This window comes from Schumannella luteola, from assembly GCF_013408685.1.
In the GTDB taxonomy this organism is placed as follows: Bacteria; Actinomycetota; Actinomycetes; order Actinomycetales; family Microbacteriaceae; genus Schumannella; species Schumannella luteola.
In genome coordinates, this window is sequence record NZ_JACBZY010000001.1 from 829,821 (window position 1) to 843,395 (window position 13,575).

Here is a 13,575-nt window from a genome sequence, read left to right on the forward strand (position 1 = left end):
CGTGGATCCGAACCTGATCGGCACCCTCGCGCTGCTCGGCTTCTTCGCCGACCTCGCGGTCGTGATCTGGGTCGCCGCGACCGGACCCGGTTCGGCGGTCGCGACCCGGGTCGGCCCCTTCATCGGCATCTCGGTGGCAGCCGGTATCCCGGCCGGGCCGATCCTGATGTTCACGAGCGGCTGGCTCGAGCACGGTGCGCCTCAGAACTTCGACGGCGCGGGCTTCTTCGTGGTGGTGGCGGCGATCGGCGGCGCGCTGCTGGCGCTGCTGGTCGTGCCCTTCGCCGCCGCGATCGGCACGGTCACCCGGCGGATGCGCCTTCCGCTGCCGATCGGCGCGGTCGCGGTCGGCTCGGCGGGCAGTCTGGTGCTCATCTCCGGCGTCGCGCTGATCACCCCCGCGGGTGTCGCGACGGCCATCCCTCTCGTGGTCGGGGCTCTGCTGATCGGGTCGCTGCTCGCGGTCTCCGCCTCGCTTCCCTGGCCGGGCGGGATGCTGCGGGACCCGGTGCCGGCACGCCCCGAGATCGCGGCTTCCGCGGCTGACGAGCAGTCCCATCCGCAGCCCGAGTAGCACGCCCGCGCACCCGCTCACAATGGGGTGACGAAAGGGTGACATGAGTCGAACTCCGGCGTAATCTGTGCGCCAGGGATCGTCGGCGCGGGGAGGGCACCGAGTCATCCACAACCACCGCGTCGACGCAGTGACGGCAGATCAGGGAGCCGGTCATGACGACGACAACTCAGGAGACGACCCGACCGAAGCGCTGGCGATCGCGCAAGATCGCCGCCATCCTCGCCGGAGGCCTCGTGCTCGGCGTGGGTGCGACCTATGTGCTCGCGGCCTGGAACGACTCCGAATTCGCCACCGGCACGTTCACGGCCGGAACCTTCGACATGGTCGGCTCGACCGACGGCACGACGTTCAGCAACCACAACACGGCGGGGACCGCGGCCACGCTGCCCTTCACCGTGAACGTGGGATCGCTGTCGCCGACCGACGTCGCCGCCGCACCGTTCGCGGTGCAGCTGACCTCGGCGACGACGAACGCGGCGACGGTCACGGTGACCAGCTCCGGCACCACCGGGGTGGTAACGAACCTCACCTACACGCTGCTGCAGACCACCGCATTCGGCTGCACGGCGGCGACGACGGGCACCGCGCTCGTTCCGGCGGGCACCGCCCTGACCAGCACCGGCGGAACGGCGGTGACCTTCAACCTCGCGAAGGGCACCGGCGGCGCGGCCGGAGCGCCGGTCAACCTGTGCTTCAAGGTGACCGCCGGCTCGATCGTGCAGGGGCAGACCGGAACCGCCACCTGGCAGTTCGCGGCCCAGTCGGTCTGATCGTGAGGTCGGGCGACCGCGCGTCGCCCCCGCCGTCCGCACCCCGCCGACGCGTGTCGGTGCGGGTGCGGGCGGCGATCGCCGGCGGACTCGCGCTCGGGTTGGGCGCGGGATTCACGCTGGCGGCGTGGAACGACGCGGAGATAGCGAAGGCGACGTTCACGGCGTCGCGCTTCGACACGCAGTCGAGCGTGAACGGCGGCGCCTATGCCGACAACACCACTGCGCCGGGCATGGCGCTCACCCTGCCGGTGGGTGGCTACGTGCCGAACGGAGCGACCTACACGATGGTGCGCATCCGCACGGTCGCGCAGTCGGTGGTCGGCACGGCGACGCTCGGCGGGGCGACCTTCTCGAACAACGCCGGCGGCATCGCGCTCAGCTCGGCCATGCTCTACCGCGTCGTGCGTGTCGACACCGCCGCGACCTGCGACGCGAACGCCTTCACGACCGCAAGCCCGAACTGGGTGGTCGGCGGCGCCTCCACGGCGGCGCTGCTGTCGAGCGGTCAGAACTCCGGTGTCGTCAATCCGCTCGCGGCCGCGGCCGGCTCGACCCCCGGCACGCCGACGGCCTTCTGCTTCCAGGTGTATCTCGCCCCGGATGCGCCGAGCGGAACCCAGTCGCAGAACGCCACCGCCACCTGGACCTTCACGACCCGCTCGACCTGACCGCCGCATCCACCTGACCGCGCATCCCCCGTCACCGCACCCGCCCGAAGGAGTACCTCGTGACCACCGCCCCCATCGCGCACCGCCGCCCGCGGCCGCGCCGTGAGGGCGGCGCGCGGTCGGTGCTGGTGGATGTGGTGCTCTGGGTGGCGGCGGCCGGCGGCGCCGTCTGCCTGGCGGCCGTGATCGGGGCGACTGTCTTCCACGCGACGATCATCATGTTCTCGACCGGGTCGATGTCGCCCACGATCCCCTCGGGCTCGGCCGCGCTCGTCCAGCAGATCCCCGCGGCCGAGGCGAAGGTCGGCGACGTGGTCACGGTCGAACGGCCCGGCGGGCTGCTGCCGATCACGCACCGGGTGGTCGGCATCGAGGCGCCGGAGGGTCGCGCTTCGGCGGTGCGCGAGATCACGCTGCGCGGCGACGCCAACGCCGACGACGACCCGGCACCGTACCGGGTCGAGCAGGTGCGCATCGTGCGCGTCGCCGTGCCGGGCCTCGCGCACATCGTGGTCTGGTTCGGCAATCCCTTCGTGCTCGGCGGTCTCACGATCGGCGCCGCCGTGCTCGTGACGTGGGCGTTCTGGCCGCGGCGACGCCCCGGCGACGAGGCCGAGCAGGAGCCCGAGATCGCGCTGACCCCGACGACGGCCGATGATGCCCGCGTCCGCAGCGGCGCCGCGCTCGCCGCCGTGCTGGTGACCGCCGGTGCGGCGACGCTGATCCCGTTCGTCGCACCGGCCCCCGCCGCTGCCGAGCCGCTCGAGACGATCGTGCGCGGCGACCACATCCAGCTCGTCAGCATCGGCGACGTCGACGCGATGCAGAGCATGGCGCCGGGCACCTCGGCCGACTGGCAGGTCGGCGTGAGCACCTACGACGACTCGAACGTCGGCCGCCTGCAACTCGGGCTCGGCCTCGACTCGGATCCGGCGCGGTCGGACGGACTGCTGGTGGATGCGCGCGGCTGCGACGTGCGCTGGACGGCCGACGGCTGCCCGACCGGCGCGATCGACTACTTCAGCGACCTTCCGCTCGTCGCGGCGACATCGCCGACGACCTTCCACGGCGCGCGCTGGTTCGTCGACGAAGACATCCCGGCCGAGGTCTGGGTACTCATGACCGTGCACGTCGCCGACGACATCACCGAGCAGGCGGATGCCGAGCTGCGCCTGCAGGTGTGGGGCGCTGGCGATGCGGGGGTCGGCAGCGGCGGTCTCGGCAACGGCGACGGATCCGGCGGGGCCGGCGCGGGCGGTTCGGGCGCCGGCGCCGGTCGCGGCGGAGACCTCGCCGGCACCGGCGTCGCCGGGGCCTGGCCGGCGGCGCTGCTGGCGCTCGGCGCGATCGGCAGCGGTCTCGTGCTCGCCGCGCTGGCACGCCGTCGCCGCAGCTGGCTCGACACCGCGCGGGGCGCATCGTGAGCCGCCGCAATCGGGAGGCGGCGTCGCGCCGGCGCGTCCTCGCCGGACGTCGCCTCCTTGCCGGACGCCCGCGGCTGCAGGCCGCGCTCGCCGCGGTCATGGCCGCGGCGCTGGGGCTCGCTGTCGCCTACCCGGCGGCGAGCAGCATCCGCAGCACCGAAGCCGCCTGGACCGACGGCGAGGTCATCATCGGCACGCTCGCGACGCTTAAGGTGAACCCCGTCACGACGGCGGCGTGCCGCAACGCCTCGGGTGAGCTGGGCCTGCTGAACCCGAGCGTGCCCATCCAGTGGACCGCGCCGCCCGCGACCTCCGACGGCATCGCCCCGACCTCCTACATCGTGACCTGGTCGGGCAACGCGACCACCCCGGGGTCCGCTGAGACGACGGCGACCAGCTACGGCATCCCCGTCTCGGTGCTCGCGCTCGGCGCGACCGGCTCGGCGACCGTCACGGCGAAGTACAACAACTGGGTGTCGGCGCCCTCGGCCCCGCGCACCTTCACGATCACCTCGCTGCTGATCGTCACGACCTACAACTGCGTCTGACACGGCCCCGCTCGCGGGTGAGCGACGGGCTGCTGCCGGGCCGCTCGCGGGCTCGCGTTGCCGGGCGGCCGAACGTCGGGTACTCTCGGAGGGTTGCGCGTCTCGGCGCGCTTCTTCTTGTGTGCCGCCGCATCCTCGGATTCGGTCTCGGCACGCCGACAAGTGACCTTGGGTGAGTCGGCCTGGGATGCGTCCCGCCGCCTCACGGTAGCCGACGGAGAGATCCGTCTCGATATTGGAGGAACCATGGCAGCCGTGTGCCAGGTGACCGGAGCCGTTCCCGGCTTCGGACACAACATCTCGCACTCGCACCGCCGGACGAAGCGCCGCTTCGACCCGAACGTGCAGAAGAAGAAGTACTACGTCCCGTCGCTGCGCCGCACCGTGACCCTGACGCTGTCCGCTAAGGGCATCAAGGTCATCGACGCTCGCGGCATCGAGTCGGTCGTCAAGGACCTGCTGGCCCGTGGGGAGAAGATCTGATGGCCAAGAAGGCACAGGACGTCCGTCCGATCATCAAGCTCCGCTCCACCGCCGGCACCGGGTACACCTACGTGACCCGCAAGAACCGCCGCAACAACCCCGACCGCATCGTGCTCAAGAAGTACGACCCGGTGGTCCGCAAGCACGTCGAATTCCGAGAGGAGCGCTAAGCCATGGCTAAGAAGAGCAAGATCGCCAAGAACAACCAGCGCGCCGAGATCGTCGCGCGCTACGCCGCGAAGCGTCTCGAGCTGAAGAAGGCGCTCATCGATCCGAACGGAACCGACGAGTCGCGCGAGGCCGCGCGCCAGGGTCTGCAGAAGCTGCCCCGCGACGCGTCGCCCATCCGTCTGCGCAACCGCGACGCGATCGACGGCCGCCCGCGCGGTGTCCTCAGCCAGTACGGCATCTCGCGTGTGCGCTTCCGCGACATGGCGCACCGTGGAGAATTGCCCGGAATCACGAAGTCTTCCTGGTAAGTTCAGTGGCGGTTCGGGGGCATCCCCGGGCCGCCACCGGCTTTTTAAGGCTCCCCACGGGGTCCGTCGGGAGCCGGTGAACTCCAGTTCACCAACTGAGCGCGGTCCGCGTACTGCAGAGAAAGTCCAGGAGGACATTCATGGCTGACAACACCCTCAACAAGACGGAGCTCGTCGCGAAGATCGCCGCCTCCACCGAGCTGAGCCAGGCCGCCGTCGGCCAGGTCATCGACTCGCTGTTCGCGACGCTCGCCGACTCGGTCAAGGCCGGCACCAAGGTCTCCATCCCCGGCTGGCTGTCGGTGGAGCGCACCGAGAGCGCCGCCCGCGAGGGCCGCAACCCCGCCACGGGCGAGACCATCAAGATCCCCGCGGGCTTCCGCGTCAAGGTCTCGGCGGGCTCGAAGCTCAAGGCTGCCGCCAAGTAAGTCTCGCGACTTGCCCGAAGGGCGTCGACCATCGCTGGTCGGCGCCCTTCGTCGTTCCCGGGCGCGGATGTGCGAGCGCCGGCGCTCGGGACGAGACGACCGGGCGGGCGCCCAGCGGCGAGCGCCTAGAATTCCGGGGTGCCGCGCATCGTCAGGGTGGCGGGTCCTGCCGTGCTCATCGCCGCAGCGCTCGTCGCCGTCGTCCTCTCCCTCGCCTTCGGCGGCGGCGCGACGGCACCCGCGATCGTCGACCCCGGTCCGATCGTGCGCTGGGGCCTCCCGATCACGAAGACCCTCGTCAACCTCGCCGTCGGCCTCACTCTCGGCTCCCTGCTGCTCGCCCTGATCGCGCTGAGCCCGAAGGAGCGCGAGTACGCGCGGGCGCTGGATGTCGCCGCCGCGGCCGGCGCCGCATGGACGATCACCTCCGCCGCGTGCGCGTTCTTCACCTTCCAGAGCGTCTACGTGCAGCCGGTCGCCTTCGACGACAGCTACGGCCAGGCGTTCGGTCAGTTCCTGACGCAGATCGCCGCCGGTCAGGCGTGGCTGGTCATGATGCTCGCCGGCGCCGTGATCACGGTGCTGTGCTTCGCGGTGCGGCACCAGCTGCTCATCCTCGTCACCTTCGTCATCGGCGTCGCCGCCCTCGCGCGCCTGTCGAACGAGGGCCACTCGGGCGACAGCTCGACCCACGACATCGCCGCGACCGCGATCTGGCTGCACATGGGCCTCGCCGCGATCTGGCTCGGCGGGCTGCTCACGCTCGTGCTGCTCAAGGGCACCCTCGACCGCGGACGCCTCGTGGTCGTGCTGCAGCGCTACTCCACGCTCGCGCTGATCGCCTTCATCGTCGTCGCCGCATCCGGCTACGTCAGCGCCGCGATCCGCGTCGGCAACCTGCCGAACCTGCTCACGCCCTACGGCGTGCTCGTGCTGGTCAAGGTCGCGGCGCTGCTGGCGCTCGGTCTGTTCGGCGCCGTGCAGCGACGGGTGCTGATCCGGGGGATCGGGCGCAGCGAGGGCAACGGCAGGTTCTGGATCCTCGTCGTCGCCGAGATCGCGTTCATGGGCATCGCGTCCGGCGTCGCGGCCGCGCTCGCGCGCACCCAGACCCCGCTCGCCGACACCGGCACCTCCCAGCTCGCGAACCCGACGCCGGCCGAGCTGCTCACCGACAAGCCGCTGCCACCCGAGCTGACGCCGCTGCGCTGGATCACCACGTGGAACCTCGACCTGATGTGGGCGCTCATCGTCGCGTTCGGCATCTTCTTCTACCTCGCCGGGGTGTGGCGTCTGCGCCGTCGCGGCGACCGCTGGCCGATCCACCGCTCCGTCCTGTGGATCGCGGGCATGCTGCTGCTGCTCTGGTCGACGAACGGCATGCCGAACGTCTACGAGCAGTTCCTGTTCAGCGCGCACATGACCGTGCACATGGTGCTGTCGATGATGATCCCGGTGTTCCTGGTGCTGTCGGCGCCGGTGACGCTCGCGATGCGCGCGATCCACAAGCGCAGTGACGGCAGCCGGGGGCCGCGCGAGTGGATCCTGTGGGCGGTGCACTCGAAGTACGCGACGTTCCTGTCGCATCCGATCATCGCCAGCGTGCTGTTCGCGGGCTCGCTCTGGGTCTTCTACTACTCGCCGCTGTTCCGCTGGGCGACCACCGACCACCTCGGTCACATGTGGATGACCGTGCACTTCCTCATCGTCGGCTACCTGTTCGTGCAGATGCTCGTCGGCATCGACCCGCTGCCGTACCGGCCGCCGTATCCGCTGCGCCTGCTGCTGCTGCTCGCGACGATGGCGATGCACGCCTTCTTCGGGCTGTCGATCATCGAGAGCTCAGGCCTGTTCCTCGCCGACTGGTACGGCGCGATGGGACGCACCTGGGGCGATCCGCCGCTCGTCGATCAGCAGGCGGCCGGCGGCATCGCCTGGAGCGTCGGCGAGCTGCCGACCGTCTCGCTCGCGATCCTCGTGGCGCTCATGTGGTCGCGCAGCGACGCCCGCGAGGCGAAGCGCCGCGACCGCAAGGCCGACCGCGACGGCGAGGCCGACCTCGAGCAGTACAACCGGATGCTCGCGGAGCGCGGCGCGCGCGACTGAGCGCGTCGACGGTGTCGGCCCTCAGCCGGATCGGCGCGGCTCAGCGGGCGACGCGGCGGCGCGGCTCAGCGGGTGACGCGGGCGAGGGAGGCGACGCCCGCCGGGATGTCGGCGGCGGGGATGCGGCCGAAGCCCAGCAGCAGACCGTTCGCGGTCGGAGCGCCGGCGTAGAACGGGTCGAGGGCGGTGACGCGGATGCCCGCGGCCGCCGCGAGCTCGGCCAGGCGCGGTGCTGAGCGCGGCGAGGCGGCATCCAGGTACGCGGTGAGGTGCAGACCTGCGTGGCTCGGGATGACGTGCAGAGCGTTGGGCATCCGCTCGACCAGCTCGGCGGTCAGCACGCGGTGCCGTTCGGCGTAGATCCGCCGCGAGCGTCGAGTCCGCGCGGCGAAGACGCCCGTGTCGAGCAGCTCGGCGAGAGCCGCCTGCGGAACCGGATCCGCGCTCATCCGCTCGGTGCGCTGCAGGAAGCGCAGGGCGTCGCGGAGGCCGGGCGGGGCGACGACGAAGCCGAGCCGCAGCCCCGGCGCGAGCGACTTCGAGAAGGTCGCGAGGTGGATGACGCGGCCGGCGCGGTCGAGGCTGTGCAGCGAGTCGAGTGGCCGGGTGCCGTACCGGAACTCGCTGTCGTAGTCGTCCTCCACGACCGCCGCGCCGTGCCGTTCGGCCCAGTCGAGCAGGGCCAGTCGGCGCGGGGTCGACATCGGCATGCCGAGCGGGAACTGGTGCGAGGGCGTCGCGTAGACCAGCCGTGCGCGGGGCGGCAGCAGGTCGACGCGCAGGCCCTCGGCATCCACCGGCACGTGCTCGACGCGCACGCCGAGGCTGGCGAAGATCGCGCGCACCGGCGGGTAGCCCGGCTCTTCGACGGCGACGGCGTCGCCCGGGCGCAGCAGGGCGCGCGCGACGAGGCCCAGGCCGTGCTGCGCGCCGAGCGTGACGTGCACGTCGTCGGGGTCTGCGGCGACCGCGCGCGAGAGGCGCACATGCCGGGCGATCGCGGCGCGCAGCTCGGGCAGGCCGGTCGGGTCGCCGTAGCCGCCGGGATACGGCGAGGTCGGGCGCAGGTGATGGGTGACGAGGCGGCGCCAGTCGGCGTGCGGGAAGAGCGTCGGGTCGGGGCTGCCGCCGGCGAAATCCCAGCGGATGCGCTCGGGCGCCGGGTCGGGAGCGAGTCCGTCGTCGGCCGCGGCGAGCTCGGCGATGAGCGGGACGGGGTGCAGCGCAGGAGGAGCGGATGCAGCTCCGGCGCCGCGGTGGGGACGAGCGGCACTGCGCGGGCTGACCGGACTGCGTGGGCGCCGCGGCGCATCCCTGTGCTCCGATGCGGAGGCTCCGGCGGCTCCCGCTCCCCCGCGCAGATCGGCGACGAAGGTGCCCGCGCCCACGCGCGCCTCGATCAGCCCTTCGGCGAGCAGCCGATCGTAGGCGGCGCTGACCGTGGTGCGGGCGACGCTCAGCTCGGCGGCCAGCTCACGCGTCGCCGGCAGCCGCGCGCCCGGTGCGAGCACGCCGTCGACGATCGCGGCGGCCAGCTGGCGATGGATCGCGGTGGTGCGCTCGCCGCGGGGCGGGAGCGAGATGTGCACATCCACGCGCTCACCCTAGGCGGAGCGAATGGACTGGTCGAATGGTCGCGGATCGGACCTGTGACCCGTCCACCGCGAGGAGCAGAGTGAAGCCATGTCACGCATCCAGATCAACAAGACCAGCGGCACCGGCTACAGCAAGGTGATCGCGCTCGACGGCTACGTCAGCGAGTCGCTCGACCCCGCGCTGAAGGACCTGATCTTCCTGCGGGTGTCGCAGCTCAACGGCTGCAACTACTGCGTCGACGCGCACGCCGTCGATCTGCTCGGCGACGGGGTTCCGCAGCGCAAGGTGCTCGCCGTCGCCGCCTGGCACCACTCCGAGTTCTTCACCCCGCGCGAGCGTGTCGCCCTCGAGTTCGCCGAGGCGCTGACCCGCCTGACGAGCGCCGGCGTGCCCGACGAACTGTGGGCGCGCGCCGGCGACACCTTCGGCGAGAAGGAGCTCGGCGACCTCGTGCTGGCCGTCGGCCTGATCAACCTGTGGAACCGCATCGGCGTCGCCGCCCTGCTGCAGCCCGAGGCGCCGCTCGAGGCGTCGCCCGAGCGCTGAGCGTCAGGGGTCGCCCGAGGGCTGAGCGTCAGCGGCCGCCCGCAGCGTCAGCCGTCGTCGCCGAGGTCGATCGGGGTGATCGTGATCGTGTCGCCCTTCACGGTCACGTCGTAGGCGACGCGGAACTCGACGTCCTCGTCGTAGGGCGAGACCGTGCCGTCGGCGAGCGCCTGCACATCCATCGTCAGGTTCGCGGTGCCGGTCGTCGGCGACACCTGCCACTTGCCGGCGCCATCGCCGGCGCCGATCCGGATGACCGGGTATGTCGAGATCGTCCAGGTCGGCGGCGAGCTGACGCGGTCGTCGATGACCTGGCCGAAGGGGCATCCGGTGGGCTGCAGCACCTTCTGCGTCGCGCAGGAGTCGAGGAAGCCGTCGACCTCCTTCTGCAGCCGCTGCTGGAATCCGGTCGTCGGCTTCACCTCGAGCTCGACCGCGTCGGCGTCGCCGGTCGTGTCGGCCACGAGCGTCTGCGCCGGGGCCGAGAGCAGACGGGTGCGCGCATCCACGTCGTAGGCGCCCGGCACGAACAGGGCGAAGGTGTCGGCATCGCCCGCGGTGCCCGTCGACGCGGGCACGTCGTTGACGCGGAAGCGGCTGTCGCCCGCGACCGTGACGGGCACGAGCGCGACGGGCGGCGTCGCGAAGCGCCAGGCCGGGAAGAGCCCGAGACGCGAGCCGTCGCGCTCGACCTCGAAGCTGCTCTCGCCCTGCTGCCCGCCGGCATGCCAGCGCACGGTGACGGTGTGGATGCCGGCCGACTCGGTGTCGGAGACCTGGCTGATGTCGGAGAGGCGCGCGCCGGTACGCAGCACCGCGTCGGTCAGCAGGGCGTCGTCGGCACCGCCGTCGTTCACTCCCGGGATGCCGAGCGCGCTCTTCGCGTCACCGCGGGCGAGCGTGTCGAGGTAGTCGCGCACGAAGGCGCCGGCCCCGAACACGGTCGCGTTGGCGGTCGCGACGCCGCCGATGCTCGCGATGAGCACCAGGCCCACGGCCACGAGCCAGGAGACGACGGTGCGACGCATGCTCGACATCCTACGAAGAGGAGGCGGCGGGCGGATGAGCGGGAGCCGATCTGTGGACGGCGGGTGCCTGTGGAGGAGAGCACGGGCGCTGTCCCCGGCTCCGCGGATGAGCGGCATCCGAATCGCCGAGCGCGGCGCGGTCGGCGCGCATCCGCTCACCCGCCAGAATGGAGCCAGCACCGACCGGGCATCGCACGGCGGTTCGCACGGCGGTCGTCCCCCGCCGCGCCGAACGGAGTCCCATGCCCGCCCTGGCCGATGTGCGCCTGAGCGCCGAAGCGCAGACCTTCCTGACCGATCGCCACGTCGCGACCCTGTCGACCTTCGGGCGCGACGGCGGCATCCACGTGGTGCCGATCGGCTTCACCTGGGATGGCGAGCTCGTGCGCGTCATCACGTCCGGCGGCGGGCAGAAGGTGCTCAACGTGCTGCGCAGCGGGCGCGCCTCGGTGTGCCAGTTCGAGGGCGCGCGCTGGCTGACCTTCTCGGGTCACGCCGAGATCGTCGACGACGCGGATGCGGTGCGCGACGCCGAGCGCCGCTACGCCGCCCGCTACCGCGAGCCGAGGCCGAACCCCGAGCGCGTGGTGCTGACGCTGCGTCCGGATGTGGTGATGGCGTCGAGCGGGCTGCTCGAGCCGGTCGCGTAGCGGCGCCGGCCGGTGGAGAACTCGGGGCGTCGATCGCGCATCCCGGGTAGCCTCGACGGGTCCGCCGCCCCGGCCACGTGCGACCCGTCACGCGACCGCCGCCGACGCCGCATCCACCCCGCACCGACCCGGAGAACCCATGCCGCTGCCCGAGCTCTCACCCGAGCAGCAGGCCGTCTTCGACGCGATCGAGACCACGAACGGGCACGTCTTCGTCACCGGCCGCGCGGGCACCGGCAAGTCGACCCTGCTCGAGCACCTCTCCTGGAACAGCTCGAAGGCGCTCGCGATCTGCGCGCCCACCGGAGTCGCGGCGCTCAACGTGGGCGGGCAGACGATCCACTCGCTGTTCCGGCTGCCGATCGGCGTGATCGCCGACCAGGACATCGAGCAGAGCGCCGAGCTGCGCAAGCTGCTGGCCGCGATCGAGACGCTCGTCGTCGACGAGGTGTCGATGGTGAACGCCGACCTGCTGGATGCCATGGACCGCTCGCTGCGCCAGGCCCGCCAGCGCCCGCACGAGGCCTTCGGGGGCGCGCAGATCGTGCTGTTCGGCGATCCGTGGCAGCTCGCGCCGGTTCCCGGCGACGAGGACGAGCGCGCCTACTTCGCCGACCGCTACCGCTCGATGTGGTTCTTCGACGCGAAGGTGTGGGACGAAGCGGATCTCACCGTCTATGAGCTCGGCACCATCCACCGCCAGCACGAGCTCGAGTTCAAGCAGCTGCTGACCGCCGTGCGGCACGGCACCGTGACCGCCGACATGGCGCACCGCCTCAACGCGGTCGGCGCGCGTCCCGCCCCCGACGACGGCACGATCACGCTCGCGACGACCAACGCGACCGTGAACCGCATCAACGGCCAGCAGCTCGCCCGGCTGCCCGGGCGCATCCTCACCGCCCGCGCCGAGGTCACCGGCGACTTCGGCAACCGCGCGTTCCCGGCCGACGACAAGCTCGAGCTCAAGAAGGGCGCGCAGGTGATGTTCCTGCGCAACGACGCCGGCGGCGACGGGCGCTGGGTCAACGGAACCGTCGGCACGGTCGAGCGCATCGACGACACGGTCTGGGTGGATGTCGACGGCGAGCTGCACGAGGTGCTTCCGGCGACGTGGGAGCGCTACCGCTACCGCTACTCGAGCGCGACGAAGCAGCTGCAGCGGGATGTGGTGGCCGAGTTCACGCAGTTTCCGCTGCGGCTCGCGTGGGCGGTGACGATCCACAAGTCGCAGGGCAAGAGCTACGACCAGGCGATCATCGACCTCGGCCCGCGCAGCTTCGCCCCTGGCCAGACGTACGTGGCGCTGTCGCGCATCACCCGGCTCGAGGGGCTCTACATGACCCGGCCGCTGCGGCCGAGCGACATCATCGTCGACGACGCCGTGCGGCGGTTCATGTCGCGGGTGACGGCGATTCCGGGCATCTCGGCGTAGGCGCGGCAAGCCGCTCGCCCGCGTCCGCGCCGGACCCGTCCCACCGAACGCAACTCAGGAGATCGGCGCTCAACTGAGGCGTGCGCCTCGTTTCGGCACGATTCTCCTGAGTTGCGTCACTCGCGGGGTGCTCGGGCAGCGCGCGGTCAGTGCAGGTGCAGGCCGGGCAGATTCAGCTCGTGCACCGAGGGAAAGCTGCCCGCCTCGGTCGCACTGAGCCCGGTCGTGGTGAGCGCCGCGATGATCAGGGCGCCGAGCGCGACGCCGAGCAGGAAGCGCACGGTGCTCGCGGGCGAGGACTCCGGGGCGGGATGTCCGGTGCCCGTGCCGGTGCCGGTGCCCGTGCCGGTGCTGTTGTCAGGGGCGAGGGCGGCATCCGCGGTGTCGGCGGAGGACTCGGCGAGCGGTGCGGACGCCGCGACCGTGCGGCTGTCGTCGGCGCGACGGCGGGCGCGCATCCGCATCCCGAGTGCGACCGCGACGACCGTGTCGAGCAGGGTCGAGATCGCGAGGGGCAGCGCGGGCAGCGCCCGGGTGAACTCGGTCGAGTGGACGGCGGCCGCGACGAGCAGCAGTCCGATCCAGCCGAGCAGCGGCAGCAGCACGAACAGCAGCGCCAGTCGCTGCAACGGGGGCTCATCGCGGGCGAAGCAGAACGTGCCCCAGGCGAACTCGGCCGCGCCGAGCAGCGCGAAGGCCGTGCCCAGGGCGGGCGGCGCCCCGATCACGAGAGCGAGGTGGATGAGCCCCGTGCCGAGCGCGGCGAAGCCCAGCCAGATGCGCAGCACCGGCGAGAGCGGCGGTACGGTCAACGGCGGCGGGCGCGGCGGGGCGGGC

The 13,575-nt window shown here is 72.0% G+C and carries 16 protein-coding genes; 13 read left to right on the top strand and 3 right to left on the bottom strand.

All coding sequences use genetic code 11. The annotated features are described in order from the left end of the window. Window position 1: 1 nt before the first annotated feature. The 10 genes from BJ979_RS03710 to BJ979_RS03755 all read left to right on the top strand — a co-directional run bounded on the left by BJ979_RS03710 (window position 2) and on the right by BJ979_RS03755 (window position 7,486). On the top strand, window positions 2-574 hold the full coding sequence (locus BJ979_RS03710) for a hypothetical protein (protein WP_179565308.1): 573 nt from the start codon (window positions 2-4) through the stop codon (window positions 572-574). A gap of 155 nt (window positions 575-729) precedes the next feature. After that, window positions 730-1,347 carry a SipW-dependent-type signal peptide-containing protein gene (locus BJ979_RS03715; RefSeq protein WP_218853429.1) on the top strand — a complete coding sequence of 206 codons (618 nt, stop codon included), beginning with the start codon at window positions 730-732 and terminating at the stop codon, window positions 1,345-1,347. Window positions 1,348-1,400: 53 nt separating this feature from the next. After that, the gene (locus BJ979_RS03720) at window positions 1,401-2,018 is read left to right on the top strand and encodes a SipW-dependent-type signal peptide-containing protein (RefSeq protein ID WP_179565310.1); all 618 of its coding nucleotides are present in this window, start codon (window positions 1,401-1,403) and stop codon (window positions 2,016-2,018) included. A 59-nt stretch (window positions 2,019-2,077) separates the two neighbouring features. Then, window positions 2,078-3,442: a S26 family signal peptidase gene (locus tag BJ979_RS17315; RefSeq protein WP_246286678.1), complete on the top strand. Its 1,365-nt coding sequence runs from the start codon at window positions 2,078-2,080 to the stop codon at window positions 3,440-3,442. Beyond that, complete coding sequence (locus BJ979_RS03730) at window positions 3,439-3,990, top strand: hypothetical protein (protein ID WP_179565312.1); 552 nt, start codon at window positions 3,439-3,441, stop codon at window positions 3,988-3,990. The genes BJ979_RS17315 and BJ979_RS03730 overlap by 4 nt, the downstream gene beginning before the upstream one ends. A gap of 246 nt (window positions 3,991-4,236) precedes the next feature. After that, window positions 4,237-4,473, top strand: a complete 237-nt coding sequence (gene rpmB, locus BJ979_RS03735) for a 50S ribosomal protein L28 (RefSeq protein WP_141162274.1) — start codon at window positions 4,237-4,239, stop codon at window positions 4,471-4,473. Further along, the gene (gene rpmG, locus BJ979_RS03740; RefSeq protein WP_029145259.1) at window positions 4,473-4,643 is read left to right on the top strand and encodes a 50S ribosomal protein L33; all 171 of its coding nucleotides are present in this window, start codon (window positions 4,473-4,475) and stop codon (window positions 4,641-4,643) included. The genes rpmB and rpmG overlap by 1 nt, the downstream gene beginning before the upstream one ends. Window positions 4,644-4,646: 3 nt before the next feature. Continuing rightward, window positions 4,647-4,952 carry a 30S ribosomal protein S14 gene (rpsN, locus tag BJ979_RS03745; RefSeq protein ID WP_141143798.1) on the top strand — a complete coding sequence of 102 codons (306 nt, stop codon included), beginning with the start codon at window positions 4,647-4,649 and terminating at the stop codon, window positions 4,950-4,952. 140 nt (window positions 4,953-5,092) lie between these two features. Next, window positions 5,093-5,380, top strand: a complete 288-nt coding sequence (locus BJ979_RS03750; protein ID WP_141162273.1) for an HU family DNA-binding protein — start codon at window positions 5,093-5,095, stop codon at window positions 5,378-5,380. Between the two features lie 138 nt (window positions 5,381-5,518). After that, window positions 5,519-7,486 carry a cytochrome c oxidase assembly protein gene (locus BJ979_RS03755; protein ID WP_179565314.1) on the top strand — a complete coding sequence of 656 codons (1,968 nt, stop codon included), beginning with the start codon at window positions 5,519-5,521 and terminating at the stop codon, window positions 7,484-7,486. A gap of 65 nt (window positions 7,487-7,551) precedes the next feature. Here the strand turns inward: BJ979_RS03755 and pdxR are convergent, their stop codons facing one another. Further along, complete coding sequence (gene pdxR, locus BJ979_RS03760; RefSeq protein WP_179565316.1) at window positions 7,552-9,081, bottom strand: MocR-like pyridoxine biosynthesis transcription factor PdxR; 1,530 nt, start codon at window positions 9,079-9,081, stop codon at window positions 7,552-7,554. Window positions 9,082-9,169: 88 nt separating this feature from the next. Here pdxR and BJ979_RS03765 point away from each other — a divergent pair, with 88 nt between their 5' ends. Further along, window positions 9,170-9,628, top strand: a complete 459-nt coding sequence (locus BJ979_RS03765) for a carboxymuconolactone decarboxylase family protein (RefSeq protein ID WP_179565318.1) — start codon at window positions 9,170-9,172, stop codon at window positions 9,626-9,628. Between the two features lie 47 nt (window positions 9,629-9,675). On the opposite strand, the gene BJ979_RS03770 is transcribed toward BJ979_RS03765, so the two are convergent. Further along, complete coding sequence (locus tag BJ979_RS03770; protein WP_179565320.1) at window positions 9,676-10,656, bottom strand: hypothetical protein; 981 nt, start codon at window positions 10,654-10,656, stop codon at window positions 9,676-9,678. Between the two features lie 242 nt (window positions 10,657-10,898). On the opposite strand from BJ979_RS03770, the gene BJ979_RS03775 reads away from it, so the two are divergent. Both BJ979_RS03775 and BJ979_RS03780 read left to right on the top strand, forming a co-directional pair. Continuing rightward, on the top strand, window positions 10,899-11,306 hold the full coding sequence (locus BJ979_RS03775; protein ID WP_179565322.1) for a PPOX class F420-dependent oxidoreductase: 408 nt from the start codon (window positions 10,899-10,901) through the stop codon (window positions 11,304-11,306). Between the two features lie 139 nt (window positions 11,307-11,445). Then, entirely contained in the window at window positions 11,446-12,738 is a 1,293-nt protein-coding gene (locus tag BJ979_RS03780) for an ATP-dependent DNA helicase (RefSeq protein ID WP_179565324.1), read from the top strand. A gap of 146 nt (window positions 12,739-12,884) precedes the next feature. On the opposite strand, the gene BJ979_RS03785 is transcribed toward BJ979_RS03780, so the two are convergent. After that, window positions 12,885-13,550 carry a hypothetical protein gene (locus BJ979_RS03785; RefSeq protein WP_179565326.1) on the bottom strand — a complete coding sequence of 222 codons (666 nt, stop codon included), beginning with the start codon at window positions 13,548-13,550 and terminating at the stop codon, window positions 12,885-12,887. Window positions 13,551-13,575: the final 25 nt, after the last annotated feature.

Coding starts and splice junctions, on each gene's coding strand:
- BJ979_RS03715 (WP_218853429.1), top strand. CDS start 730: ATGACGACGACAACTCAGGAGACGACCCGACCGAAGCGCTGGCGATCG.
- rpmB (WP_141162274.1), top strand. CDS start 4,237: ATGGCAGCCGTGTGCCAGGTGACCGGAGCCGTTCCCGGCTTCGGACAC.
- rpmG (WP_029145259.1), top strand. CDS start 4,473: ATGGCCAAGAAGGCACAGGACGTCCGTCCGATCATCAAGCTCCGCTCC.
- rpsN (WP_141143798.1), top strand. CDS start 4,647: ATGGCTAAGAAGAGCAAGATCGCCAAGAACAACCAGCGCGCCGAGATC.
- BJ979_RS03750 (WP_141162273.1), top strand. CDS start 5,093: ATGGCTGACAACACCCTCAACAAGACGGAGCTCGTCGCGAAGATCGCC.
- BJ979_RS03765 (WP_179565318.1), top strand. CDS start 9,170: ATGTCACGCATCCAGATCAACAAGACCAGCGGCACCGGCTACAGCAAG.
- BJ979_RS03770 (WP_179565320.1), bottom strand. CDS start 10,656: ATGCGTCGCACCGTCGTCTCCTGGCTCGTGGCCGTGGGCCTGGTGCTC.
- BJ979_RS03775 (WP_179565322.1), top strand. CDS start 10,899: ATGCCCGCCCTGGCCGATGTGCGCCTGAGCGCCGAAGCGCAGACCTTC.
- BJ979_RS03780 (WP_179565324.1), top strand. CDS start 11,446: ATGCCGCTGCCCGAGCTCTCACCCGAGCAGCAGGCCGTCTTCGACGCG.